General features: G+C 60.9%; 21 protein-coding genes. 16 read left to right on the top strand and 5 right to left on the bottom strand.

What is annotated here, in order from left to right; translation table 11 throughout:
- On the top strand, window positions 1–1,656 hold the full coding sequence (locus K3759_RS06660) for a hypothetical protein (protein ID WP_311199018.1): 1,656 nt from the start codon (window positions 1–3) through the stop codon (window positions 1,654–1,656).
- A complete protein-coding gene (locus K3759_RS06655) occupies window positions 1,653–2,636 on the top strand; it encodes a tyrosine recombinase (RefSeq protein WP_259985167.1) in 984 nt (327 codons plus the stop codon). The genes K3759_RS06660 and K3759_RS06655 overlap by 4 nt, the downstream gene beginning before the upstream one ends.
- Here the strand turns inward: K3759_RS06655 and K3759_RS06650 are convergent.
- Complete coding sequence (locus K3759_RS06650; RefSeq protein ID WP_259985165.1) at window positions 2,573–3,403, bottom strand: metallophosphoesterase; 831 nt, start codon at window positions 3,401–3,403, stop codon at window positions 2,573–2,575. The genes K3759_RS06655 and K3759_RS06650 overlap by 64 nt on opposite strands.
- A gap of 88 nt (window positions 3,404–3,491) precedes the next feature.
- Between K3759_RS06650 and K3759_RS06645 the strand changes: the two genes are divergently transcribed.
- Window positions 3,492–4,799 (top strand): HlyC/CorC family transporter, encoded by a 1,308-nt coding sequence (locus K3759_RS06645; protein WP_259985163.1) that lies wholly within the window; start codon window positions 3,492–3,494, stop codon window positions 4,797–4,799.
- A 7-nt stretch (window positions 4,800–4,806) separates the two neighbouring features.
- Here K3759_RS06645 and K3759_RS06640 read toward each other — a convergent pair whose 3' ends face one another.
- Complete coding sequence (locus K3759_RS06640) at window positions 4,807–6,117, bottom strand: DUF2254 domain-containing protein (protein WP_259985161.1); 1,311 nt, start codon at window positions 6,115–6,117, stop codon at window positions 4,807–4,809.
- Between the two features lie 141 nt (window positions 6,118–6,258).
- On the opposite strand from K3759_RS06640, the gene K3759_RS06635 reads away from it, so the two are divergent.
- On the top strand, window positions 6,259–6,861 hold the full coding sequence (locus tag K3759_RS06635) for an NTP transferase domain-containing protein (RefSeq protein WP_259985159.1): 603 nt from the start codon (window positions 6,259–6,261) through the stop codon (window positions 6,859–6,861).
- Between the two features lie 283 nt (window positions 6,862–7,144).
- On the opposite strand, the gene K3759_RS06630 is transcribed toward K3759_RS06635, so the two are convergent.
- Window positions 7,145–10,057 carry a Hint domain-containing protein gene (locus tag K3759_RS06630; protein WP_259985157.1) on the bottom strand — a complete coding sequence of 971 codons (2,913 nt, stop codon included), beginning with the start codon at window positions 10,055–10,057 and terminating at the stop codon, window positions 7,145–7,147.
- Window positions 10,058–11,436: 1,379 nt separating this feature from the next.
- Here K3759_RS06630 and K3759_RS06625 point away from each other — a divergent pair.
- The 10 genes from K3759_RS06625 to K3759_RS06580 all read left to right on the top strand — a co-directional run bounded on the left by K3759_RS06625 (window position 11,437) and on the right by K3759_RS06580 (window position 20,944).
- Entirely contained in the window at window positions 11,437–11,712 is a 276-nt protein-coding gene (locus K3759_RS06625) for a DUF1127 domain-containing protein (RefSeq protein WP_259985154.1), read from the top strand.
- Between the two features lie 300 nt (window positions 11,713–12,012).
- On the top strand, window positions 12,013–12,981 hold the full coding sequence (locus tag K3759_RS06620; protein WP_259985152.1) for an ABC transporter substrate-binding protein: 969 nt from the start codon (window positions 12,013–12,015) through the stop codon (window positions 12,979–12,981).
- Window positions 12,982–13,233: 252 nt separating this feature from the next.
- Window positions 13,234–14,259: a proline/glycine betaine ABC transporter permease gene (locus tag K3759_RS06615; RefSeq protein WP_259985150.1), complete on the top strand. Its 1,026-nt coding sequence runs from the start codon at window positions 13,234–13,236 to the stop codon at window positions 14,257–14,259.
- 8 nt (window positions 14,260–14,267) lie between these two features.
- A complete protein-coding gene (locus K3759_RS06610; RefSeq protein WP_259985148.1) occupies window positions 14,268–15,314 on the top strand; it encodes a glycine betaine/L-proline ABC transporter ATP-binding protein in 1,047 nt (348 codons plus the stop codon).
- A 236-nt stretch (window positions 15,315–15,550) separates the two neighbouring features.
- Entirely contained in the window at window positions 15,551–16,426 is an 876-nt protein-coding gene (locus K3759_RS06605) for an STAS domain-containing protein (RefSeq protein ID WP_259985146.1), read from the top strand.
- 1 nt (window position 16,427) lies between these two features.
- On the top strand, window positions 16,428–16,781 hold the full coding sequence (locus tag K3759_RS06600; protein WP_093926425.1) for an STAS domain-containing protein: 354 nt from the start codon (window positions 16,428–16,430) through the stop codon (window positions 16,779–16,781).
- On the top strand, window positions 16,753–17,193 hold the full coding sequence (locus K3759_RS06595; protein ID WP_259985145.1) for an ATP-binding protein: 441 nt from the start codon (window positions 16,753–16,755) through the stop codon (window positions 17,191–17,193). The genes K3759_RS06600 and K3759_RS06595 overlap by 29 nt, the downstream gene beginning before the upstream one ends.
- Window positions 17,190–18,197: an ATP-binding protein gene (locus K3759_RS06590; protein ID WP_259985143.1), complete on the top strand. Its 1,008-nt coding sequence runs from the start codon at window positions 17,190–17,192 to the stop codon at window positions 18,195–18,197. Before K3759_RS06595 ends, K3759_RS06590 begins: the two co-directional genes overlap by 4 nt.
- Window positions 18,197–19,333, top strand: a complete 1,137-nt coding sequence (locus K3759_RS06585) for a sensor histidine kinase (protein WP_259985141.1) — start codon at window positions 18,197–18,199, stop codon at window positions 19,331–19,333. Before K3759_RS06590 ends, K3759_RS06585 begins: the two co-directional genes overlap by 1 nt.
- Before the next feature lie 171 nt (window positions 19,334–19,504).
- Window positions 19,505–20,944 carry an aldehyde dehydrogenase family protein gene (locus K3759_RS06580; RefSeq protein WP_259985139.1) on the top strand — a complete coding sequence of 480 codons (1,440 nt, stop codon included), beginning with the start codon at window positions 19,505–19,507 and terminating at the stop codon, window positions 20,942–20,944.
- A 125-nt stretch (window positions 20,945–21,069) separates the two neighbouring features.
- Here the strand turns inward: K3759_RS06580 and K3759_RS06575 are convergent, their stop codons facing one another.
- Window positions 21,070–21,642, bottom strand: a complete 573-nt coding sequence (locus K3759_RS06575) for a TetR/AcrR family transcriptional regulator (RefSeq protein WP_259985138.1) — start codon at window positions 21,640–21,642, stop codon at window positions 21,070–21,072.
- A 99-nt stretch (window positions 21,643–21,741) separates the two neighbouring features.
- Between K3759_RS06575 and K3759_RS06570 the strand changes: the two genes are divergently transcribed.
- Both K3759_RS06570 and K3759_RS06565 read left to right on the top strand, forming a co-directional pair.
- Window positions 21,742–22,308, top strand: coding sequence for a carboxymuconolactone decarboxylase family protein (locus K3759_RS06570; RefSeq protein ID WP_259985136.1), 567 nt, complete (start codon window positions 21,742–21,744; stop codon window positions 22,306–22,308).
- A 155-nt stretch (window positions 22,309–22,463) separates the two neighbouring features.
- Window positions 22,464–22,913 (top strand): hypothetical protein, encoded by a 450-nt coding sequence (locus K3759_RS06565; RefSeq protein WP_259985135.1) that lies wholly within the window; start codon window positions 22,464–22,466, stop codon window positions 22,911–22,913.
- A 46-nt stretch (window positions 22,914–22,959) separates the two neighbouring features.
- On the opposite strand, the gene K3759_RS06560 is transcribed toward K3759_RS06565, so the two are convergent.
- Entirely contained in the window at window positions 22,960–23,505 is a 546-nt protein-coding gene (locus K3759_RS06560; RefSeq protein ID WP_259985133.1) for a YaeQ family protein, read from the bottom strand.
- Between the last annotated feature and the right edge of the window lie 334 nt (window positions 23,506–23,839).

Here is a 23,839-nt window from a genome sequence, read left to right as displayed (position 1 = left end):
GTGGCAATCGCCCTGTCAAAACGCGGCTGGGCCGTCTGTGCTGCGTTGATCTGCTCGGTCAGTGCCAGCGCCTTGCTGGCCGAGTCTCCCGAAGACCGCGATCTGGGCCGCGAATCGCGCAGAACCGGCGACGCCCGCGCGGCAGAGCAATCCCCCCCCGCCGCCAGCGACCAGCCCCTTTCTGTGATCGACTGGCTCGGCGCGCAATCCCCGCCCGAGAACCGCCCCAAACGCCCGCCTAATCCGGGCCGGGCAGAGGAACCCCCGGTCGCCATCAGCGCGCTCGCCCCTGAAGTGCAGGTCACGCCCTTGGGCGATGGCGCGCCACGCCGCATCGGGCTGGTGCCCGGATCGGTCACCGGGCTGCGCGGGGACATCTGGCTGGGCAGCGACACCGCCGCCCTGATTGACCGCATCCGCGACCTGCCGGACCTACATCTGCCCGCCGCCCAGGCACTGCTCTACACCGTGCTTCTGGCCGAGGCGCAGGCCCCGCAGGGCGAGGCGCGCAATGGCGATCTCTTGGCACTGGCGCGGGGCGAGAAACTGATGGAACTGGGCGCGCTCGACCCTGCGCTGTCTTTGATTGAACAGGCCGGGGTGACAACCTCGACCGCGCATTTTGATCTGTGGATGCAGCTTTCCCTGCTGACCGGCACCGAACACCGCGTTTGCGAACGCCTCGTGAAAGCGCCGCATCTGACCCGCGACTATGGCACACGGATCTTCTGCAACGCCCGGGCGGGGAATTGGGAAAACGCGGCGCTGACCTTTGGCTCGGCGCAGGCGCTTGGCCTGTTGCCGGAAGAGCAGCTTGAGCTCTTTGACCGGTTCCTCAATCCCGATTTCTACGAGGGGGCCGAGCCGCTGCGCGTGCCGCGCCAGATGGACCCGATGACCTTCCGCCTGTTTGAAACCATTGGCGAGCCGCTCCCCTCCAGCATCCTGCCCCGCGCCTATGCGGTGGCCGATCTGCGCGACATCGCAGGATGGAAAGCCCAGCTTGAAGCCGCCGAACGGCTGACACGCGCCGGTGCCTTGCCCGACAACCTTCTGCTGGGACTGTATACCGACCGACAGCCCGCCGCTTCCGGAGGCGTCTGGGACCGTGTCGCGGCACTGCAGCGTTTTGAGACGGCCCTGAGCACCGCTAGCGCAGAGGCTGTGGCCAAGACCCTCCCGCCCGCGTGGGAGGCAATGCGCGAAGCCTCGCTTGAGGTGGCCTTTGCCACGCTTTTTGCCGAGCCGCTGTCGACCATCCCGCTGGCAGGCCAAGCCGCCATTCTGGCGCGAGATGTGGCGTTGTTGTCCCCGAACTATGAGGCCGCAGCTGCGCGGGTGATCGGCAAAACCCCCGAAGACGAATTGCTGCGGGCCGTGGCACGGGGTGATGCGCCTGTCGGCCCCGCCCCCGATGCCCCCTTGGCCGCCGCCGTCTACGACGCCTTTGGCAACCCTGCCACGCGTGCAGATCTGATGGCGCTGGCGCGGGACAAGGAATTGGGCATGGCGATTTTACGCCTGCTCTCGCTCTTGCATGATGGGGCGAGTGGTGACACATCGGCGCTCCGCGACGCCCTAGCCACCCTGCGCGCGCTCGGGCTGGAAGACACCGCCCGCCGTGCCGCCTTGCAGATTGTATTGCTTCAGCAATGATGATGTCCCATACCCAAACCTTCCACTGGATCTCTAGCTTTCTAGAGGCCGCTGCCGCCGAACAGGGCGCTGCCACGAACACGCAGCTGGCCTATGGCCGTGACCTCAAGGACTTTGACGCCTTTTTGGCGCGGCAGAACCATGACTTCCTCACCGCGAGCCGGGGCGAGGTTGAGGATTACCTCGTCTATTGCGATGCCCAAGGCCTTGCCAAATCGACCCGCGCGCGGCGTCTGTCGGCGATCAAGCAGCTCTACCGCTTCGCCTTTGAAGAAGGGCTGCGCGAGGACAATCCCGCAGTGCAGATCGCCGGACCGGGGCAAGACAAGCGCCTGCCCAAGATCCTGTCCGAGGAAGAGGTCGACCGCCTTCTGGATGCCGCGCGCAACTCAGGCCGGGCGCTGGCCGATCAGCTGCGCAACACCTGCCTGATGGAGCTGCTCTATGCCACTGGCATGCGGGTCAGCGAATTGGTCAGCCTGCCGGTCAGCGCCGCGCGGGGAGATCCGCGCCTTCTGCTGATTTCAGGCAAAGGCGGGCGCGAGCGGCTGGTGCCCCTGTCGGAACCCGCACGCGATGCGCTCGCGGCATGGCTGGTGGTGCGTGACAAGGCGGATGAGGCGGCCCAAGCCAAGGGCAAACCGCCCGCGCGGCATCTCTTCCCCTCGCGCGGGGCGACGGGCCATTTGACGCGGCATCGTTTCTATCTGCTGATCAAGGAATTCGCCGTGACCGGGGGTGTGGCCCCGGACAAAGTCACGCCGCATACGCTGCGCCATGCCTTTGCCACGCATCTTCTGGCCAATGGTGCAGATCTGCGCGCGATCCAAACCATGCTGGGCCATGCCGATGTGGCCACGACCGAGATCTACACCCATGTGTTGGAAGAGCGTCTGTCCGACCTTGTGCTAGAGCGTCACCCTCTGGCCAAAGACGGCACCCGCAAACCGGGCGGCAGCACGTCTTCCGAGGGCCAGTAACCGCTCTGCAGCGCGTGCGCATAGGCGCGCGGCAGACCGGCCTTGGCCATATCGGCCACGGCACCTGCGACGTCATAGCTGAGCCGATGAAACGTCACATCGCCCCCGTCCAGCAACGCCACCCGCGACTGCTGGGCTCCGTCGTGGGGCGGCATGCCGATGACGCCCGCATTGATCCAGCGCCCGCGCGGCGTCTCTCGTATAAACGGCAGGCCGGAATGCCCGGCGATAATGTGATCGACCGGGCCAACGATCTCCTCCAGCGCCTGCCACTCCTCCTCAAACACCGCCTCGGCACTCTCAGACCAGATGAATCGCGCCACGTCGCGTACCCCGCCGTGGATCACGCCATAGCGCTGCCCGTGATGCTGGAACACCGCCACATCCGGCAGTGACCCCATCCACGTCTTCGCCTCTGCGGCCAACGCCTGCGCGGCATGGGCGTACCACGCGCCCGACAGCATGTCGCAGTTGCTGCCCGGTGCAAATCCGCAGCCGCAATCCTCAGCTCCGCTGGCCAGTTGCAACTCGCAATTCCCGGCCACCACGGCACAGCCAAGCGCCCGGATCGCCGCCACGCTTTCGCTTGGTGCCCCGCAGTAGGCGACGATATCCCCGGTGCAGATCATCTGATCCTCGCCAACGCCGCGCGCGGCGGCAAAATCCGCCAGCGCCTCTACCGCCTGAAGGTTGGAATAAGGCCCACCGAACAATAGCAGCGGCCCGTCCAGAACCCCAAGCTCTGCACAGTTGATTTTCGCCTGCATCACACCACCCTCACCCGTTGCAACCCTTGAATGACGCAGCCCCTGCGCCCATAACAATCACAACACATAATGGATGGATTTAGACCTCATGGAAACGGGCCCCGCCCTTTTTGACACCGCATTCTGGATCAGTACCGGAATTATCCTGTTTCTCCTCGTCCTGTCCGGCTTCTTTTCGGGGTCCGAAACGGCGCTGACCGCCGCCTCGCGCGGGAAGCTGCGCGCGCAGGCCGACAAAGGGGCAAGCGGGGCAATACGGGCGCTCAAAATCACCGAGGATAACGAACGGCTGATCGGCTCGGTCCTTCTGGGCAACAACTTGGTCAACATCCTTGCCGCCTCCATGGCAACGGCGCTGTTTACGCGGCTTTTCGGTGAAAGCGGCGTGGCGCTGGCGACATTGGTGATGACGCTCTTGGTGCTCGTCTTCTCGGAGGTTCTGCCCAAGACCTATGCCATCACCAATGCCGAGAGGGCCGCAGCACTCGTCTCGCGGCCCATCAGCATCGTGGTGTTGCTTTTCTCGCCGGTGGTGACGGCGGTACGCTATTTCGTGCGCGGTGTGTTGCGGCTTTTCGGGGTACAGATCGACCCTGACAGCAACATCCTTGCCGTGCGCGAAGAGATCGCCGGGGCGTTGCAATTGGGCCATTCCGAGGGTGTCGTCGAAAAAGAGGACCGCGACCGCATCTTGGGCGCGCTCGACTTGCGCGAACGCGCGGTGGAAGAGGTCATGCTGCACCGTTCGGGGATTGAGATGATCGACGCGGATTCCGATCCGACCGACATCATGGAGAAATGCCTGCAATCCAACCACACCCGCCTGCCGGTCTTTCGGGACGATCCGGAAAACATCATCGGCGTAATCCACGCCAAAGACCTCTTGCGTGCCATGTACAAGCTGATCGGCGGCCCCAAAGGCGATGCCGCGGCGCTTAACGGGTTCAACGTGGCCGATGTGGTGATGAAACCTTACTTCGTGCCCGAAACTTCGACTTTGGACGAGCAGATGCGCCAGTTCCTGCGTCGCCGCACGCATTTTGCGCTGGTGGTGGATGAATATGGCTCATTGCAGGGGCTGATCACGCTCGAAGACATTCTCGAAGAGATCGTCGGCGAGATCACGGATGAATTCGACCCTGACGCGGATCACCCGCTCAAACAGTCCGAGGATGGGCATCTGATGGTTGAAGGGGCCATGACGATCCGTGATCTTAACCGCGCCACCGACTGGTCCCTGCCCGATGATGAGGCCAATACCGTGGCCGGGCTGGTAATCCATGAGGCGCAGATGATCCCCACCGTGGGTCAGGTTTTCTCCTTCCACAACTTCCGGTTTGAAGTCATGGAGCGGGACGGCAACCGCATTACGCAGTTGAAAATCCGCCCCCTCTAAGCGCCGTTTAATCCGGCGATTCCACAGCCGCGCGCACCTCTTTGCAGGCGGCCTCCCAGATCCGCGCCCGGTCGGGGCCGAAGGGCACCTCTTCAAAAGACCGGCGCAGATGGTTCTCTGCCGCCTCACGTGCCGAGGCGGCAAGGCCGGGGTCAGGGTGATGCATTAACCCGGCCAGCACCTCTTGCAGGGCCATCTGCACCTCAACGACCGAGGCCCCATCACGGGCCAGCGCGCCAAAACCGTCTTCGATCAGGGCATCCGACGGGATCGGCGGGATGTGCAGGTTGGGCAGGTTGATCTTGCCGCCCGGCTTCGCCTCGTCAGAGTAGTAAGACAGAATGCGCCCGATGCGGGTGATGACATCAATCGCCGTGCCGCCATCGTTGATCCCCGGCGACAGCGCTTTGGAGGCGACCTCGCCCAAGACCCGCAGGCCAAAGCGCGGGTCTTGGTCAAAGGTCCGCAGATCGCCCAGTTGCACGGTGTCGAACACCTTTTGCTCAAGACTGTCCCAATCATGGTCCTTATCCTGCGGCGTGCCCCGGCGGGCGACCATCACCAAAGGCTCTCCCACAAAGATAAAGTCACCGATGCGCCGGGTGAGATAGATCTCGACCCCGTGGTCGCGGGCCTGCTGGTCCAGCGCTTCGGGGTAGATGTGTTTCAGATAACCGCTTTCCGGCGCAAAGATTGGGCGGGCGTCTTCGGGCGCGGGGCCGGTCAAAGGGTGGCCGCCCATACAGGGTGTTTTAAGGCGTTCCTTAAAAAGCGAAGTGGTCACATTCTCGATCTGGCGGGTGGTGTCGATCAGACTGCCGAAACTTTGCAGATGCAGGACCCAGCGGATCAGAAAGATCACGATGATCGCCAAGACCATCACCGTGGTCAGGAACAATACGAAAGAGCGTTCGTCGACGTAGATCCCAAGCTCGCGCATGATGATCGCCACCAGCGCATAGACATAGGCCCCGATGAACACCGCCAGCGTGTTCTGTGTGGTCCGGTCTTGAATGATCAAACGATGCGCGCGGGGGGTGAATTGCGCGGAAGACGCGCGGTAGACCGTGACCATGATGGTGATGGAGAAGATCGTGACCGCAAGCATCGCATCCGCGATGATCTGCAACAACCGGTCCGCCGCTTCGCCGGTTAGCCGGGTGGCAACCTCCTTGGGTACCAAGGGTTCGAAAAGCTGGGTCATCCCGAGAGCGACAAAGGCCAACAGCCCCATGAAGGCCACCCGCACCCAGAGTTTGCGAGAATATTCGCGGGCTTTGCGAAACAGCGTATGCGGGATCAGGTCTTTGATGTTCATGGGGCAAGGGTAGCACGAAAAAGCTCCTTGCCAACGGCAGCTTAGCAGGAATTTGCAAGCTACGGCGTGGTGGGCGTCTGGCCTGCGACGTGCCGCAAGAAAGGTCTTATCCCCGCGCGTCCAGCCCGGTAGTCTGGCGCTATGACAATAGCCTCTTTGCCTGTGATCCTGCTCGCCGCCGGTGCCTCAACCCGGATGCGCGGACGCGACAAATTGATGGAAGACGTGCAGGGCCAGCCATTGCTGCGCCGTCAGGCGCGGCTGGCGCAGAGCATCGGCCCGGTTACCGTCGCCCTGCCGCCCGCACCGCATCCGCGCTACACGGCGCTGAGCGGTCTGGACGTGACCGCCCTTCCGGTGCCGGACGCCGCTGAGGGCATGGGCGCCAGCCTGCGCCGCGCCTTTGCCGCACTGCCCGCAGACACGGGCGCGGCGATGGTAATGCTGGCCGATATGCCGGAGTTGGAGATTGGCGATCTGGCCCAGCTCGCGGCGTCAGTGGACCTTGAAAGCGATACGTTGATCTGGCGCGCGACGACGGAGGACGGCAGGCCGGGGCACCCGATCATCTTTGCCGCCGCGTTATTCGATCAGCTGAAACACCTGCGCGGCGATGACGGGGGCCGCGCGGTGGTCCGCGATGCGGCAGGCCGGGTACAACTGGTCCCCCTGCCCGGCCAACGGGCGCGGCTGGACCTCGACACGCCCGAAGACTGGGCGGCGTGGCGAGATCGGCAGCAATAGCAAACGCGCATCCACAGGTGCGGCTGAACCTTGTCGCGCCCGAGGACCGGGCTGTTCGGCGAGGAAAGCAAAGATGGCAAGCGCAAACCCGTTGACAGGCGGCACTGGCTCCCGACACTTCCGCAGGCTTGACGGCCCGGCAATAGCCGCGGGAACAGATAACACGCATCGGCCAAAGGACGGGGATAAACCTCTGATCGCAACACAATCGCCCCCGCACAAAAGAAAACGGGGCGGTCACCCGCCCCGTTTCTAAGCTGCATCGCTTCCGCCCCCCGCGGGTTTACTTCACCAGCAAGCTGGCCTCGTGCTTTTTCAGCGACCGGCGGGCGGCGGCATAGCCTTCGATGCCGTCTTTGGTCGCAAGCTCCGGGAACAACTCGAGAATCTCGTTACGTTGCTCCTCGCCGATACCGGCCAGCGACATGTCACCGGGCTGGAAGCTTTCGGTCCATGTGCCGTCAGAGAGGATCACCTCATGGCGGTCAAACATCACGTGGATGTAGGTGGTGCCCGACACATCAACCACGTCGATGCCCTCCATCCCGGTCAGGTGTTTCGCCGCCACCAGCACTTCACGCTCTTCAAAGTAGAGCGCCGTCTTCTCATTGGCGACCAGCACGCGGTGGTTGGGGCTGACCATCATGTCGCGTTCGGGCAGATCGTTGCCAAGCGCGCCCTTGCGGATCAGCACCGGCTTGAGATGCGCGGCCATTTCGAACTCGGCCCCGGTCATCTCACGCGCGCCGACCCAGCGGATCGTCTGGATGCCGTTGTCGCGGGTGATGACCCGGTCACCGACCTGAAGCGCCTCGACACGGACCTCGCCTTTTGGCGTGGCGATCTTGGTGCCAGGTGTGAAACAGGGGATCACATTCTCGATCTCGACAAAGTTCAAACGCCCGGCGTCATTGCCGTCTGCATCAAAGTAGTCGACGAAACCGTCTTCGCGGTCGTCCGATGTATAGGTGATGTCAAAGCTACCACCTTCAGGAGCCGAGCCGCGCAGATCGAGCGTGTCATAGTCCACGCCTGCGCTGCCCCCGTCGACATCATCGCCCGCGTTGACGTTGACGAAGGTATCCTGATCGGCACCACCGGTCATCAGGTCGACCCCTGCACCACCGTCGAGCAGGTCGTCGCCCTGACCGCCTTGCAGCGTGTCATCGCCCTCGCCGCCCATTAGCGTGTCATTTTCGCCGCCACCGTCGAGCACATCATTGCCCGCGCCGCCTTCGAGATAGTCGTCGTCACGGTTGCCGCGCAGCGTGTCATCGCCAGTGCCGCCATAGAGCATGTCATTGCCCTGACCGCCGGAGATGCTGTCGTCGCCCTGACCACCAAGCAGCGTGTCATTGCCAGTGTTGCCTTCGATGATGTCGTCGTCGATCTGGCCGTCGATGTAATCGTTGCCCGATCCACCGCGCAGCATGTCGGCGTCATCGGCACCATAGATCACGTCGTCGCCTGACCCGCCGTCGACCGTGTCCATCCCGTTGTTCGGGTTACGGTCAGGGGTGAAGGGGTTCGACGGGTCCATATCGTCGGGGATATCGAGCACGTCGAGACCCAGATCGGGATCGTTGCCGGCATAGATCGTGTCATTGCCAGCGCCGCCGAGGATGCTGTCATTGCCTTCGCCGCCGACGATACGGTCATCGCCGTCGCCACCGTCGACAAAGTCATCGTCGATGCCTGCGTTGATCACATCGTCGCCGGTGCCGCCATAGATGGTGTCGCGGTCGTCGCCGGTGCTGATGGTGTCATTGCCCGCGCCGCCATCGACATAGTCGCGGTCATTCTCAGGATCGGCGTCGGGGTCAAAGCTCAGGCTGTCGCTGTCGCTTTCTGGATAGCCCAGATCGGGTGCGATATCGCCGTTGCCGGTGGTGATCATATCGTCACCGTCGCCACCATAGACTTCATCAGAACCTGCGCCGCCTTCGACGATGTCATCGCCGTCGCCCGCAAGAATGGTGTCGTCGCCGTCGCCTGCGCGAACGTAGTCGTCATCGCCTTCCGCACCGGGCAGCAGCGCGTCGTCGTTGTCGATCATATCGCCATCGGGATCGCCGGTATAGGCGGTGTCGATCAGGTCTGCGCCCGCCGTGCCGTCAACATAGCCGTCGCGGGTCGAGCCGCCCTCGCTCACGGTGACCGTCACGGTGCCCTCATCGGTCAGACCGTCGGGGTCGGACACGGTGTAGGTGATTGTCGCGTCGCCGGTGAAACCGTCGTTGGCTTCAAAGGTGATGGTACCGTCGTCATTGATGGTCACGGTGCCATCGTCGCTAGAGGCATCCGCCACGCTCAGCACGTCGCCGTCAACGTCGGTGTCGTTTTCTAGAACCGGGATCACAACCGCATCGGTGCCGGTGGTGCTGGCCGTGTCGTCGTTTGCGACGGGCGCGTCGTTCACCGGGTTAACGGTGACGTTAACAGTGCCGGTATCGGTGCCGCCGTTGCCGTCATCCACGGTGTAGGTGATGGTGGTGTCACCGTTAAAATCTGCGTTCGGCGTGAAAGTGAGCGTGCCATCATCGTTGATGACAACATCCCCGACGGGGCAGCTTGCCATGGTGATGGTCAGCGTGTCGCCGTCGGCGTCTGTGTCATTGCCCAGCACGTCAACGGTGCCAGAGGTGTCTTCGTCGATCTCCAGCACGTCGTCTTCGGCCACGGGCGCATCGTTGCCGCCGCCCTGCGGCTTGCCGTCGTCGAAGGTCACGTTGTCGATTGCGCCGGAGCCCTCGAAACGGACCTCCATGCGGGACACGCCCTGCACGTTCAACTGTACCGTGCGCTCGCCGCCATCGCCCGTCGGGCTGACGAATTGGTTTTGAATGACATTGCCATCCGCATCGTAAAAGATCATCCGGGTGCCTTCACCGCTGGTCTCTTCGATGTCTTTAAATGTCAGGCTCTTCATCATGACGCCGTCGTCAAAGTCGAAGAACAGGCTGCCGCCGCCCGCGTTGTCGTCAGGATCGCTCTGATCGCCGTCTTCGGAGACAATCAACAACCCGCCCAGAGTATCAGAGGCCAGATCGTCGTCGCCGCCCGTCGGGTTGGCGCTATCAAAGATCATCGCCTGACCGGAACCGCCGCTGGCCGAAACCGTGACGCCCATATCTGCGTATTCGTCGTCAACAATGGTGCCTGCGCTGAACGCATTGAAATCAAGTGTTCTAATCATTGTGAAATCTCCTGAGCGGTGTTGCACGCGGCGCGCAACGCGGCCGTCTTGGAAGTGGATGCTGTTTCAATCTGACGAATGGAGCGCCGAACGGCAGAGCGGCTGGATTGGGCATTTCTTGCCCCGCGGAAGGCCAGTGGCAGGGCCTGTCGCATATTGATCATCTTGTCTCTCCCTCCGTTCACACGCGCCCCGCTGGTAGAAATCCAGGTCGGACGGCACGCACCTTGCTGCAACGAAGGGGAAAAGTCGGCACAAGGCCCACGCCCCAGAGGAAACCCCTCTCGGTGACGTTGTGTATACGGTCGCAATTTTGCGGCGTACTCACATTTCCCGCATCCTCGATGCGCTTAATGCGGCCGCCCCCGTGACCTACAGACTTCTTATGCCCCCCAGTTGGGCACCTATAGGAATAGCCAAGCTATACGAATGGACAAAGTGAAAAATGTTTGAAAATTGCCGGAACCAAATGAAGTTTTGCCGCAATTCAGGTGGCTTAGCGGGTTTGCGGACGGTGATTGTTTCCCCGCCCAATCGGGCGCAATACGCGGATCGCTATAGAATTAAGGAAAATTATCGCGACTTTGCAGCGGCACTCGCCGGGGTGCCCTCAAGACTGTTTCGCCCAGAGAGACAATGCCGCCCTAAAAGAGCCGCATCCTCGCCGCCTTGTTTTCGTCATTCTTTTTGATTGCTTGTTCACAACCCGGAACCAATGCCCGCAAAACCAGCGGAACTGGTGACGATAGCCCACATCCAACGCCTTATTCCCGCCGAATCAACCGCGTCCAGAGAAGAGGGTTTGACCGCATATCGATTGGTATGCGGTTGCCCCCGTCCCGCCAATTAGCGGTTTGCAATTTTGGAGCCACCCGCTGCCCCCGTACGACACGATCAATTGCGCGGAACCGCCTCCCTGCGTCGCAAACGTACATTTTGCCGCCCCCGATTAAACCTCCTGCCCAACCCGTTCAATTGCGCCAAATCCCCCCTCCAAAACGACCCTTCACACGCCGCAAACGACACCGCACCTATGCGGCGCAAAGGCCAGCCATACTGCGCTCTGCGCCGCGCAGATGTGGCAGGTTGTCGCACCCCAAATTCCCCTATTGCAAAGCCCGGCCGGGTGAACGAAATGCGCGGCATGTTGATGTATGCTGTTCATAAGAGGCGCCCGCTCAGACCGGGCACACTGCTGAACCGCCGGTAACCCCGGTCGGACAGGCCGATCCGCCTGCCCGGACCATGGGGGTTCCAACTGACTTTCCGGATCACAATCGGGATGAGACCCACACGACCGACCTGGCCCGGCCTTTTGGCACTAACCGTCGTCTCTTGCGGAACCATCCTTCCTCGACCTTTTTGATATGGAGCATGCCATGCATTTCCGCCTGCTGAAGAACACCAACCAAATCGCCGGGATGCCCGGAACTGCCTTTGCTGGCGGTGCCATGGGTCAAACGACCGCCTCCGAAGGTCTGGCCCTCGTCGCCATGCTGCGCCGTGTGCTGCGCGACACGGCCCGCCGCTGGGAGCGTAACCGCACGCTGTCGACACTCAACGCCATGGACGACCGTCTGCTGCAGGATATCGGCCTGAACCGGAAGGACATCCCCCAATATATCCGCGGCATGGAAAGTTTTTCCCGCCGATGATCCGCCAAGACCGCGCGCCCGCTTAGGGGGTGGCGGATGGCCTTATAAATATAGCGCCCCGCATGGGGTGCTGCCCGCACTCCCACCGCGCCGCACATGGCGCGGTGCCTGAACTTGCGCCTTCCGCCCAGCAAACGTGTTGCACATGGGCAAGCGACATGTTTTTTGTGTCTCCAGCAAACCCGACCGTCGAAAGCTGTCGCGCCCTAGCACGCGACCGGCTTTTTCCTGATGGAACGGGCCAAAGATCAGCGGTGCGCGCCTGCGTGATACTGCGGATACAATAGAGGAGATATCACTATGAAACGCTATTTGCTTGGCACGGTTTTCGCCGTCGCGACCCCCATGGCTGCCGCCGCTCAGGACTGCGGCGAAGTCTCGATCGCGGAAATGAACTGGGCTTCGGCGCAGATCGTCACCGCTGTGACCGAATTCCTGCTGGTTCAGGGCTATTCCTGCGACGTGACTGTTGTCCCGTCCGACACCACCCCCGCCGTAACATCGCTGTCTGAGAACAACGAGCCGGACATCGTGCCTGAGATGTGGATTAACTCCGCCGGTGACGCCTACAAAAAGCTGAAAGAGAACGGCAAGATTGTCGAGCTGACAAGCGTGCTTGATCCCGGCGGCGTCGAAGGCTGGTGGATCCCTACGTACCTTGCCGAGGCGCACCCCGAACTGACCACCATCGAAGGGATCTTGGAAAACCCCGAACTGGTTGGTGGCATGTTCAACAACTGCCCCGATGGCTGGGGCTGCCGCATCGTGAACGACAACTTGTCGCGCGCCTATGACCTCGAAGGCAACGGCATCGAAGTGTTCAACCACGGTTCCGGCGAAACACTGTCGACTTCCATGGCCTCGGCCTATGAGAGCGAAGAGCCATGGTTCGGCTACTACTGGGCCCCGACCACGCCGCTGGGCAAATTCGACATGACCAGCGTCGACATGGGCGAATATGACGAAGCCGCGCATACCGCCAACCAGAACGCCGACAACCCAGAGCCCAAGCCTTCGGCCTTCCCGACGGCACCTGTTCTGACCGTGATGACCAAAGATTTCCACGACAACAATCCTGAGATCGCGGAATTCATCGGCAACGTCACTTTTAAGACCGACGAGATGAGCAAGCTGCTGGCTTGGCAGGGTGAGAACAACGCCTCCAATGAGGAAGCGGCGGTGTATTTCCTGCAGAACAACAAGGACGTCTGGGCCGATTGGCTGAGCGACGACGCCCGCGGCAACCTGTCCAAGCTGCTTGAGCAGTAAGACAGACTGACAAGACGGCGGGCGGGGAACTCTTCAGGGTTTCCCGCCCGTTCGTTTCGATGACCGGCGGCAAGACTTACGTCTTTTCACACCGACTGCGCCTTGGCCCCTCGCCCATCGCGCAGTTTCTTTGCAAGGACATAGGTTTGATTTGCCGCCTCTGCATGGGGCAGCCGACGCCGCGCAGCCTGCGCGCCCTACCGGTCCCCTCCCCGAAAGCAAACGGTCTGATGCAGACCGGGAAAGCGACAGATGGCGACTTACGATAACCTCTTTGACACGCTCGGCCTGCGCGGTTGGTGCGGCGACGACCAAGGCGGTGGGCTTAGCTCCATGGCCGATCTCATGGGCCAAGCGGGTGGTGATACCGATACGACGCTCTGGGACATGCCCTTCCCCTCACTGGACGCGCTGCACGACAGCTGCGATGCTATCCCGCAGTCGCGCGACCTGACCCAAGGGCTGGAGCAAGGCTTCCTCGCCATCAAGGATAATCTCAAAGTCGTTGTCGACCCGCTGACCCAACCGCTGAGCTGGGCTTTGGAGAACGCGCTGTGGATCATGCAGGCGGTGCCGTGGTTCATCATGATCCCGCTGTTGATGGTGATCACATTTGCCGTGGGCCGCTCGCTGAAATTGGTCGGTCTGGTCGCGCTGGTCTTTGGCTTTCTGGCCTTTATCGACTTTTACGACCACACGATGCAGACGCTGGCGATCATCTTTGTCTGCGCATTCATATGCGTGCTTCTGGGCGTGCCCATTGGCATCGCCATGTCGCGCAGCGACCGGGTGCAGCGCACGATGATCCCGATCTTGGACATGCTGCAAACCCTGCCGCCCTTTGTCTATCTGATCCCGCTGATCTTCCTGTTCTCGGTGACCGAGCCGAAACTCTACGGCATCGCCATCATCCTTTATGCCATCGTGCCAGTGGTGCGCCTCACGGACCTTGGCATTCGTCTGGTCGATAAGGACGTCATTGAGGCCGCAGATGCCTTTGGCATGACCAACCGTCAAAAGCTCTACAAGGTGCAGATTCCACTGGCGCTGCCCAACATCATGGCCGGTGTGAACCAGACCATCATGATGAGCCTTGCCATGGTCGTCATCGCCTCGCTCGTTTCGGCCCCCGGTCTGGGTGTGCTGGTGCTGCGCGGTATCCGAAGCCTTGAGTTGGGTGTCGGTCTTCTGTCGGGTCTGGGGATCGTCCTTTTGGCGATCATCCTTGACCGGGTCACCAAAGCCGCGCTTGCGCGGATCAATGCATCGCAGAAGTGAGACCAGCCATGACAGACGAAATCAAAATCTGCGTTCGCAACCTGTATAAAATCTTTGGCGATGACCCACAGGGCGCGCTCGAGAAGGTGCGCGGCGGCATGAGCAAGGCCGATCTTCAGGCCGAGACCGGCCATGTTCTGGGCCTCAACAACATCAACGTGGACATGCCTGCGGGCAAGACCACGGTAATCATGGGACTTTCCGGCTCGGGCAAGTCCACGCTGATCCGGCACCTCAACCGGCTCATTGATCCCACCTCGGGCGAGGTGATCATGAACGGCGAGAACATCCTCGACTACAACGAGCGGCGCCTGCGGGAGATGCGCAAGCACGAGATGTCGATGGTGTTTCAGAAGTTCGCGCTCCTGCCGCATCGGACCGTGTTGGAGAACGCCGGAATTTCTTGGGAGATCGAAGGCAAGACCCGGAAGAAATACGCGGCTGAGGCGACAAAATGGCTCGACCGCGTGGGTCTTCAGGGTCAGGGAGAGCAGTTCCCCGCCCAGCTTTCGGGCGGGATGCAGCAACGTGTGGGCATCGCGCGGGCACTGACGTCGAACTCTGACGTGATGCTGATGGACGAGGCGTTTTCGGCCCTCGATCCGCTGATCCGGACCGACATGCAGGATTTGCTGATCGAATTGCAGGCCGAGTTGCACAAGACGGTGATCTTCATCACCCACGATCTGGATGAGGCGCTGAAATTGGCGGACCACCTGGTGATCCTGAAAGATGGGTTCATCGTGCAACAGGGCGAGCCGCAGCATATCCTTCTGAACCCGAACGATCCCTATATCGAAGCCTTCGTCAGCGACATTAACCGCGCGCGGGTGCTACGGGTCCGCTCGGTCATGGAGAAGACTGATGTGCCACCCAGCGACGTGGCGGGCGAGGTTGACCACGACGACACGCTGGAAACAATCATCGCGGTTTCCGAAGGTGACACGACCAACAATTACCGCGTCATGCGTGAGGGCCGTCAGGTCGGCGTGCTGCATATGCGCGATCTTGTGCGCGCACTTGTGCCGCGCCACCCCGGCAAAGCGGCAGAATAACGCCACGGCAACCTGACTATGAAATAACAGGGGCAGCGCCCGGCCAAAGCGCTGGTGCTGCCCTTTTCGCAAGCTCTGCCTGCGTTTTCACCGCAATAGCCCGCATAAAAACAGCGGCTTATGTGGCGTTTCATTCTGCAAAACGGCGCATTGCCGCCGACCAAATTGGGTGCATCCTATTGACACTTTGCGCCACGATTGGCCTATGGGAATTGAAATAAACACTGGGGTTCAAGATGCCGCAATCTGCTACGGCCAATATACTGACTGTTCTCGACACCGACTTCGCAGGTATCATCGAGGAGTGGCTGGGAACGCAGGTCAAAGAGGGCGTAAAGCGTTCTGACCTCTTTTCGGACGCCGAAAGCCGGAACCAGAACCGCGAATTGCTCAAAGCCTTCTCCAAAGGTGTACGCGATGGCGTCACCGGTGAGGATTTTGACTTTGACGACAACCAATGGGACGATCTGCGCGCCGTTCTGGCCGATGTGAGCCGGGAGCGGGTCAACCGAGGCGTGACCCCGACTGAGATGGCCACCTTCATTCTAGCGCTGAAGACCCCGCTGTTTAAGCGGCTGGAAACGCTGCTGGCAAGCGATCACGGCGTCCTGATCCGCGATGTGATCTTGGTCACCCGTTTGGTTGACGCCTTTGCCATCTACACCAACGAAATTTTCATTCTTGAGCGCGAGCAGATCATTGATCGCCAACGCCAGGAGATGCTGGAACTGTCGACCCCGGTGGTCGAGCTTTGGGACCGCGTCCTAACGCTGCCGCTGATCGGCACGCTGGATTCCGCCCGCGCCCAAGAGGTGATGGAGAACCTGCTTCAGACCATTCTGGAGCGGCAAGCCGAAGTGGTCATCATGGACATCACCGGCGTCGGCACCGTTGACACGCAGGTGGCGCAACACTTGCTGCGCGCCGCCGCTGCCGTACGCCTCATGGGGGCCGAGTGCATCATCAGCGGCATCAGCCCGATGATCGCCCAGACCATGGTTCAGCTAGGCATTGATGTCGGCACCGTTTCCACCCGGTCGAGCATCCGCACCGCCCTGTCGGACGCGCTGCTGACCGTCGGCTATGTGATCAAGAAGACTGAGGGCCAATAAGGTGGCCGGTGTCACGTCGATTAATCTGGTCGAACATGCGCTCCTCGTTTCGATACAGGATGACATCACGGACACCGAGATCTTGGAGCTTCAAGACCGGCTGTCGACCAAAATATCCGAGAACCGCGTCGATGGCGTGATCCTTGATATCTCAGCGCTTGAGATCGTGGATACCTTCGTGGGCCGTGTGATCGCCCAGTTGGCGGGGATCTCCCGCCTGCTGGCGGCGGATACCTATGTTGTCGGCATGCGCCCCACGGTGGCGGTCACGCTGGTCGAGCTTGGCATGTATCTGCCAGAAATCCGCACCGCGTTAAGCCTGACACATGCCCTTGCCCAGCTACGACGCGTTTGACGAAAAGGACCTTGGGGCGCAGGTTCTTCTCTCACAGTTCAAGTTAAACACCAGCGGCGACGCGGTCACGGTCCGACAGGCCGTTGCACGCTACATGAAAGAAAATGGCGCCTCGGCGCTGAGTGTGACACGCTTTGCCACCGCCGTCAGTGAAATCGCGCGCAATGCGATTGTTCACGCTGGCGGGGGGGAATTTTCCATCTATGTCGACCCAAAGGCCAAACAGCTAAGCGTGGTCTGTTGGGACAAGGGGCCGGGGATCGAAGATTTACAACTGGCCCTGACCGACGGCTACACCTCGGGCGGCGGACTTGGCCGAGGCTTGGGCGGTGCCAAGCGATTGGCGCAGAAATTTGAAATCCGCACCGCCGTCGGCGGGGGCACCAGCGTGTTGATGAGTGTGAATCTATGAAACAATGGGTCGAAGTCCAAGACCAGAGTGCCATTGCCGTGGTCCGCCGCGCTGCACGCAGTCTAGCCGCGCGGCACGATTGGCCCAAGTTGAAAGTCGATGAACTGGCCATTGTCGCCACCGAAGCCACGACCAACATCTTGCGCTATGCCGAAAAGGGCCGGGTTCTGATCGACGCACCGGCAGAGGGCAAGGGCGAAGAGATCGTGATGATCTTTACCGACCGTGGCCCCGGCATCAGCGATATGGATCACATGTTCCAAGACGGGATGAGCAGCGGCGATTCTGCGGGTCTCGGTCTTGGCGCAATCCGCCGTCTGTCGACCGGTTTTGATATTTTCAGCGGGCCTGAGGTGGGCACCACGATCGTCTGCAGCTTTGCCAAAGAGGCCCCCCGCCCCACCCATGGGGTCGAGGCCGTGGGCCTGCGGGTCTGTCACCCAAACGAAGACGAATGCGGCGACGATTATCTGCTGCGCCAAACGCCGAAAGCCTTGGATATCCTGCTATGTGACGGCTTGGGCCATGGCCCAGAAGCCGCAGCCGCATCGCTGGAGGTGACCGAAGCCGTCAAGGGCTCGCGCAGTTTCAACAGTGAACCCGGCGCCGTGATGTATGAGGTGACCGAGCAATTGATCGGCAAACGCGGTGCGGTGGGGGCGCTGGTGCATATTGCGCAGCCGCAAATGGTCCTGCGCTATGCGGCCTTGGGCAATATCGCGACCCTGCGGGTGCGCGACGGCGACATCAAACGCCTGCCCGTCCGGGATGGGCGGATCGGCGCACGCGCCACCCGTGGCTATGAAGAAACCTTTGACCTCGCACCGGGGGATCTGCTGATCTTGCACAGCGATGGGTTGAAAACCCTGCGCGACGGCTATCTCCCTCAGGGTCTATTGTGGAAATCTCCGCTTTTGATCGCTGGCTTCTTGCTCGACCGGGCATTTCGCGGGCGGGATGATGCCTCCATCGTGGTCATACGCATTGCACGGGGCGCGGACTGATGAAAGCTACGAACCTCACCTCGGTGAACCTTGAAAAGGGCGGCGATATCGCAGCCCTGCGCCAGATCGCCCTGACCCTGACCGAAGCGATGCGCTTTACCGCTTTCGAACGGACGCGCACCGTCACTGCCGCCGTGGAACTGGGCCGCAATGCCATTGAGCATGGGCAAAAGGGCCGCGCGCGGTTCTCGCTGACGGATGTCAATGGCAAGCCCGCCCTCGGCCTGACGGTGATCGATCAGGGGCGCGGCATCGAGAAAGAGAAGCTGGACCCCGCGCGCGACATCGTATCCGAGACCGGCATGGGGCTGGGCCTGCGCGGCGTGCAACGTATTGCGGCCCGCTTTGATGTGGACACCGGCCAAGAGGGCACGCGGGTCCATGCGGAGTTTCTGTTGCCAGAACCGCAAGGTGCGGTAGAGCAGATCAAAGCAGACGCCCTGGCGGCGCTGGAGGCCTATAACGCCAAAGATCCGACCGCCGCGCTGACCGAACAGAACCGCGAACTGACCGAAGGCATCGCTGACCGCGACCTTTTGATGCAGGAATTGCACCACCGCACCGGCAACAACCTCGCCCTGATCGTGGCGTTGATCCGGATGAGCAAGACCCAAGCCAAAGAGGATGAGACCCGCCAGGTGCTGCGCGAGCTGGAAACCCGTGTGGGTTCACTTTCCAAAGCACATGAGCTAATGCAACGCTCGACCGACAGCACCGATCTTGATCTGGCGGATATGCTGGATGAAGTCGCGAAAAACGCCGAACGCGCCTTTACCGGGGATCGTCAGAGCATCGCGATCAAGCTGATTTGCCCCAGCCTTAAGATGGACAACAAGCTAGCCGTCGATATCGGGCTGATTGTCGGCGAATTGATTACCAACGCCTATAAACACGCTTTCAAAGGGCGCGACAAAGGGGTGATCACCATTGAGGTCACCCCAGAGGACGACGAAGGTCTGACGCTCAAGGTCTATGACGACGGGGTTGGCCTGCCTGAGGACGCCAAACGGCCCGAGCGGTCGGATTCACTCGGCTGGCGAATGATCCGCACGCTGACGTTCCAGCATGAAGCGACGCTGAAGGTCGAAGGCCAAGACGGGCTTTGCGTTGAGATCCATTTCCCGGCGCAGGATTAATCTTGCCCCGCCCCCGTGGTTTTCCGCCGCTGCGCCAGTCTTTTTGATCAAAAATCACCTCTGAACTTTTCCGCCCCGTAAAATTGTCCTAGGCATATCGGGAGCCGGCGATTCCCGGACGCATCTCAGCGGCAGTCAAGACGCCCGCTTTGCCAATAACGGAGACAGAGCATGATCGAAAAACGTGATTTTTATATCGACGGTAAATGGGTCGCCCCGCTTGAGGGCCGCGAACATCAGGTCATTAACCCTTCGACCGAAGAACCCTGCACCGTGATCTCGCTCGGCGGGCCGAAGGATGTGGATGCCGCCGTTGCTGCCGCCAAGGCAGCCCTGCCCGGCTGGATGGCAACCGCCCCCGAAGAGCGTATCGCGCTGATGGAGAAACTGGCCGAGGTCTATAAGTCCCGGACCGAGGACATGGCCCAAGCGATCAGCACCGAGATGGGCGCGCCCATCGAAATGGCGCGCAGCTCGCAATGGGGCGCTGGTTATAGCCACCTGAAGAACTTCATCAAAGCGGCGAAAGACTTCAAATTCGTGAAGCCCTTGGGTGATCACGCGCCGAACGACCGGATCATTCATGAGGCGGTTGGCGTCGTGGCGATGATCACGCCGTGGAACTGGCCGATGAACCAAGTGATGCTGAAAGTGGGCGCTGCTGTCGCCGCTGGCTGCACCATGGTGCTGAAACCCTCCGAGGAAAGCCCGCTGAGCGCGGTGATCTTTGCCGAGATGATGGATGAGGCAGGCTTTCCCGCCGGTGTCTTTAACCTTGTGAACGGCGATGGTATGACCGTGGGCACCGCCCTGACCGGCCATGAGGACGTGGATATGGTGAGCTTCACCGGCTCCACCCGCGCCGGTATCGCGATTTCCAAGAACGCGGCGGATACGCTGAAAAAGGTCCACCTGGAGCTTGGCGGCAAGGGCGCGAACCTTGTCTTCGCCGATGCCGACGACAAGGCCGTGAAACGCGGCGTGCTGCATATGATGAACAACACCGGCCAAAGCTGTAACGCACCAAGCCGGATGATCGTCGAAGCCAGCGCCTATGACCAAGCGGTCGAGACGGCCGCCGAAGTCGCCAATAAGGTCGAAGTCGGCCCCGCCAGCGAAGAGGGTCGCCACATCGGCCCAGTCGTGAACGAGGCGCAATGGGGCAAGATCCAAGACCTGATCCAGAAAGGCATCGACGAAGGCGCGCGGCTGGTTGCCGGTGGTACCGGACGGCCCGAGCATCTGAACCGGGGTTTCTATGTCAAACCCACGGTTTTTGCCGATGTCACGTCCGACATGACCATCGCCCGCGAGGAAATCTTTGGCCCCGTCTTGGCGATCATGAAGTTCGAGGATGAAGATCAAGCCGTCAAGATGGCCAATGACACGGTCTACGGTCTCACCAACTACGTCCAATCCAGCGATGGCGCGCGGCGCAATCGTCTGGCGGCCAAGCTGCGGTCGGGCATGGTTGAGATGAACGGCGAAAGCCGTGGTGCCGGATCGCCCTTTGGCGGCATGAAACGCTCGGGCAACGGGCGCGAAGGCGGCGTCTGGGGGATCGAGGACTTCTGCGAAGTCAAAGCCGTTTCGGGCTGGTCCAACGACTAATCGCATTTCAGCGTGACATGATGCGGCAGGGCCAGAGAATTGGCCCTGCCGTTTTTCGTTTTAGAGAGCGAGTTTGGCCCACATCCGCGTTAAGTGTTTAACTCGCGCCCGTTAAAACCGAGGCGTCAAAGCCGCGTCAGGCCTTCTGCAATCTCACGCGTGATGGCAGGGGCGTCGATTCCCTCCCGTTCGGCAGAGACACGAAGGCCCAGCAGGTCGCTTTGATAACGCCGTGCCAGCGATTTCGGGTCGTGATCCGCCGCGATTTCACCATCTCGTTGCATCTGCGCGAAAAGCGCGGCGAATTGCTCTTCCATACCCATGAGATGTGCGCTCGCCCGTTTCGCCAGCGGATGTCCATGCGCCTGTAATTCCAGCAAAGTCTTGGACAACATACAGGCCTTGGCCGGGGCGTCCTCTCGGCAGATGGCGAGTTCGGGATAGCGTTTTAGCGCTTCCATCGCACCGTGGGTCTTAACCAATTCGGCCAATCGCCCGGCGCCATCCTCAGCGTATTTGTCTAGAGCAATTTCAAACAGCGCCTCTTTCGACCCAAAGGCTGCATAGAAACTGCCGGGCTTCATATTCAGCACCGCCTCGAGATCTTTCAGCGAGGTGCCCGCCCAGCCCTGACGCCAAAATAGATCACGCGCGCGGGCGATCAGTTCGGCTCGGTCGTGGTTCGGTTTGCGTGGCATGAGATCACCATATGTTGAACGATCGCTCAAATATATACTTGAGTGATCGCTCAAGAAAGCCTAATCTACATGCATCTACGATTTACGAAGGCAAAGAACATGACATTCCCCTCCCACGACCAAAAAACTGCACCCGAAGCCTCCAAGCCACTGCTGGAGGCGTCGCAAAAGGCTTTTGGCCGTTTGCCGGGGCTGCACAAGGTGCTGGCCGAAAGCCCGCAGGCCTATGAAGGCTATCAGGTACTTCACAAGCTCTTTACCGAAACCGAGTTCGACGCCGAAGAGCTGACCGTCGTTTGGCAGTCAATCAACGTGGAGAACGAGTGTCACTACTGTGTGCCCGCCCACACCGGCATCGCCAAGATGATGAAAGTCTCGGACGGGATTAGCGAGGCGCTGCGCAATGAGACGGCCCTGCCGACGCCCAAGCTCGAAGCGCTGCGCACCTTTACCGTGCAGATGGTGCGCAACCGGGGCTTTGTCTCCGACGCCCAGATGCAAGCCTTCTTTGACGCGGGCTATGGCCACCGCGCGGTGCTGGACGTGATCCTTGGCATGGCGCAGAAGACCATGTCAAACTACGTCAACCATGTGGCCCAAACTCCGGTGGATGAGGTTTTCCAACCGCTGGCATGGCGCCGCAGCGACAAGAAGCTCGACGTGTAAACCGACAGGCGCGCCCCACCGTGGCGCGCCTTTTTCCTATCCACGCGGGCAAACATGATCCCGGTGTTCCCCCTCCCATTACTGACAGATCACTCCCCGCGCCCAAAGGCCGCGGGCGGGAAAATGATGCTGCCCCCCTGCAAGAGACCTCAATCATGCCATTCACACAGACCCTTCGCACCCTTCTGATGGCCGGGATCGCAGGCGAAATCGCTTTTGAACTTTACGCCTGGCTTCTCTCCCCAACGCTGTTCGGCGTTGCACTGGCCCCGGCAAACCTTGTGGTTGCCCTTGCCAAGATCCTCCTTGGGATCACCCTGCCCTATTGGCTTGGCTTTGCGCTGCATGTCGCCATTGGGATCGTCGGGTTTTCGGCCTTTGTTTGGCTGGTGCATCACCTGACGCGGACGGGGTTTGTCCTGTCAGGCGCGCTGTCGGGCGCGGCGCTTTGGTTCATTGCGCAGGGGCTGCTGGCCCCAGTGGTGGGCCGCAGCTTTATGATGGGGTTTGGCGCCTACACGCAGTCATCCTTTGTCGGGCATCTGGGCATGGCCGTGGTGATTGGCTATGTCATCGCCGTGCTACAGCGCAGACAGGCAGCGTAAATCAGGGGCGGCAGGCGGGTTGCCCGGCTGCCGCTCTGCCGCTTTCTCAGGCAGCATTTTTCCATCGGTCGAGCGTTAAAGTCACCAGCGCCTCTTCAAGATTGACCGTCACCTCGCCGTCTTGGATCATCACCTGAAGTTTCATCGCGCGGCTTGCCAGATCGGCCAGCGCCTTGGTGTCTGCCTCGGCCAGATTGATCACTTCAAGGTTGTCAAAGCGGGTTGTGCTGTTCTTGATCTTGTCCCACCAAACCTCTGCCGTTCGGCCACCATAGGGGTAGACCAGAACCCGTGCCGCCTTGTTGCAGGACTGGCGCAGGACCTTTTCGCTCGGCAGGCCCAGTGTCACCCAAACGTCCAACTCCCCGCTGAGGCTTTTCTGCCAGATGTCCGGTTCATCATCCGTGGAGAGACCCTTGGTCATTTCCAGATGTTCATGGGCGTTCAGCGCAAAGGCCACGAGCCGCACCATCAACCGCTCATCGGTTTCAGAGGGGTGTTTGGCAATGGTCAGCTTATGGGTCTCGTAATAATGGCGGTCCATGTCGGAGACCGAAAGCTCGACTTTGTAGATGGTGGCATTCTGCGCCATGATATGTCTCGTTTTCCAGGGTTACGCGCTGCCTACGCGCTCGGGCCGCTGGGGGAAAGGCGATTGTCGCTTGGAGAGGCCGAGCAGAGCGCGCGATATGGAAGGTGTCCGCAAAACAAAATTGGCAAGGCGCACGAACAAGCCTGCCCGCCGGAAAATGGCCTAGACGTTTTTGACGATAACATTGTGAGGCGCGCAAACTCATCGTAGCCTAGCGGCATGATCAGACGTCGCACGTTTCTCTGGGCTCTCGGCTCTACCGCTTTGGCCCCAACAGGATCATTCTCTGAGAGTGAGAGAGGCCAGGTTCTGCGAGGTTTTAATCTTATTGAAA

It is taken from the genome of Sulfitobacter sp. W027 (assembly GCF_025143985.1).
Lineage (GTDB): Bacteria > Pseudomonadota > Alphaproteobacteria > Rhodobacterales > Rhodobacteraceae > Sulfitobacter.
Note: the sequence above shows the minus strand (reverse complement) of the source record. Positions and strands in the feature narration are given on the sequence as shown.

What these genes read in the sequence shown, in the direction of transcription:
- K3759_RS06655 (WP_259985167.1), top strand. Translation starts at nt 1,653, where the DNA reads ATGATGATGTCCCATACCCAAACCTTCCACTGGATCTCTAGCTTTCTA.
- K3759_RS06650 (WP_259985165.1), bottom strand. Translation starts at nt 3,403, where the DNA reads ATGCAGGCGAAAATCAACTGTGCAGAGCTTGGGGTTCTGGACGGGCCG.
- K3759_RS06645 (WP_259985163.1), top strand. Translation starts at nt 3,492, where the DNA reads ATGGAAACGGGCCCCGCCCTTTTTGACACCGCATTCTGGATCAGTACC.
- K3759_RS06640 (WP_259985161.1), bottom strand. Translation starts at nt 6,117, where the DNA reads ATGAACATCAAAGACCTGATCCCGCATACGCTGTTTCGCAAAGCCCGC.
- K3759_RS06635 (WP_259985159.1), top strand. Translation starts at nt 6,259, where the DNA reads ATGACAATAGCCTCTTTGCCTGTGATCCTGCTCGCCGCCGGTGCCTCA.
- K3759_RS06630 (WP_259985157.1), bottom strand. Translation starts at nt 10,057, where the DNA reads ATGATTAGAACACTTGATTTCAATGCGTTCAGCGCAGGCACCATTGTT.
- K3759_RS06625 (WP_259985154.1), top strand. Translation starts at nt 11,437, where the DNA reads ATGCATTTCCGCCTGCTGAAGAACACCAACCAAATCGCCGGGATGCCC.
- K3759_RS06620 (WP_259985152.1), top strand. Translation starts at nt 12,013, where the DNA reads ATGAAACGCTATTTGCTTGGCACGGTTTTCGCCGTCGCGACCCCCATG.
- K3759_RS06615 (WP_259985150.1), top strand. Translation starts at nt 13,234, where the DNA reads ATGGCGACTTACGATAACCTCTTTGACACGCTCGGCCTGCGCGGTTGG.
- K3759_RS06610 (WP_259985148.1), top strand. Translation starts at nt 14,268, where the DNA reads ATGACAGACGAAATCAAAATCTGCGTTCGCAACCTGTATAAAATCTTT.
- K3759_RS06605 (WP_259985146.1), top strand. Translation starts at nt 15,551, where the DNA reads ATGCCGCAATCTGCTACGGCCAATATACTGACTGTTCTCGACACCGAC.
- K3759_RS06595 (WP_259985145.1), top strand. Translation starts at nt 16,753, where the DNA reads ATGCCCTTGCCCAGCTACGACGCGTTTGACGAAAAGGACCTTGGGGCG.
- K3759_RS06590 (WP_259985143.1), top strand. Translation starts at nt 17,190, where the DNA reads ATGAAACAATGGGTCGAAGTCCAAGACCAGAGTGCCATTGCCGTGGTC.
- K3759_RS06585 (WP_259985141.1), top strand. Translation starts at nt 18,197, where the DNA reads ATGAAAGCTACGAACCTCACCTCGGTGAACCTTGAAAAGGGCGGCGAT.
- K3759_RS06580 (WP_259985139.1), top strand. Translation starts at nt 19,505, where the DNA reads ATGATCGAAAAACGTGATTTTTATATCGACGGTAAATGGGTCGCCCCG.
- K3759_RS06575 (WP_259985138.1), bottom strand. Translation starts at nt 21,642, where the DNA reads ATGCCACGCAAACCGAACCACGACCGAGCCGAACTGATCGCCCGCGCG.
- K3759_RS06570 (WP_259985136.1), top strand. Translation starts at nt 21,742, where the DNA reads ATGACATTCCCCTCCCACGACCAAAAAACTGCACCCGAAGCCTCCAAG.
- K3759_RS06565 (WP_259985135.1), top strand. Translation starts at nt 22,464, where the DNA reads ATGCCATTCACACAGACCCTTCGCACCCTTCTGATGGCCGGGATCGCA.
- K3759_RS06560 (WP_259985133.1), bottom strand. Translation starts at nt 23,505, where the DNA reads ATGGCGCAGAATGCCACCATCTACAAAGTCGAGCTTTCGGTCTCCGAC.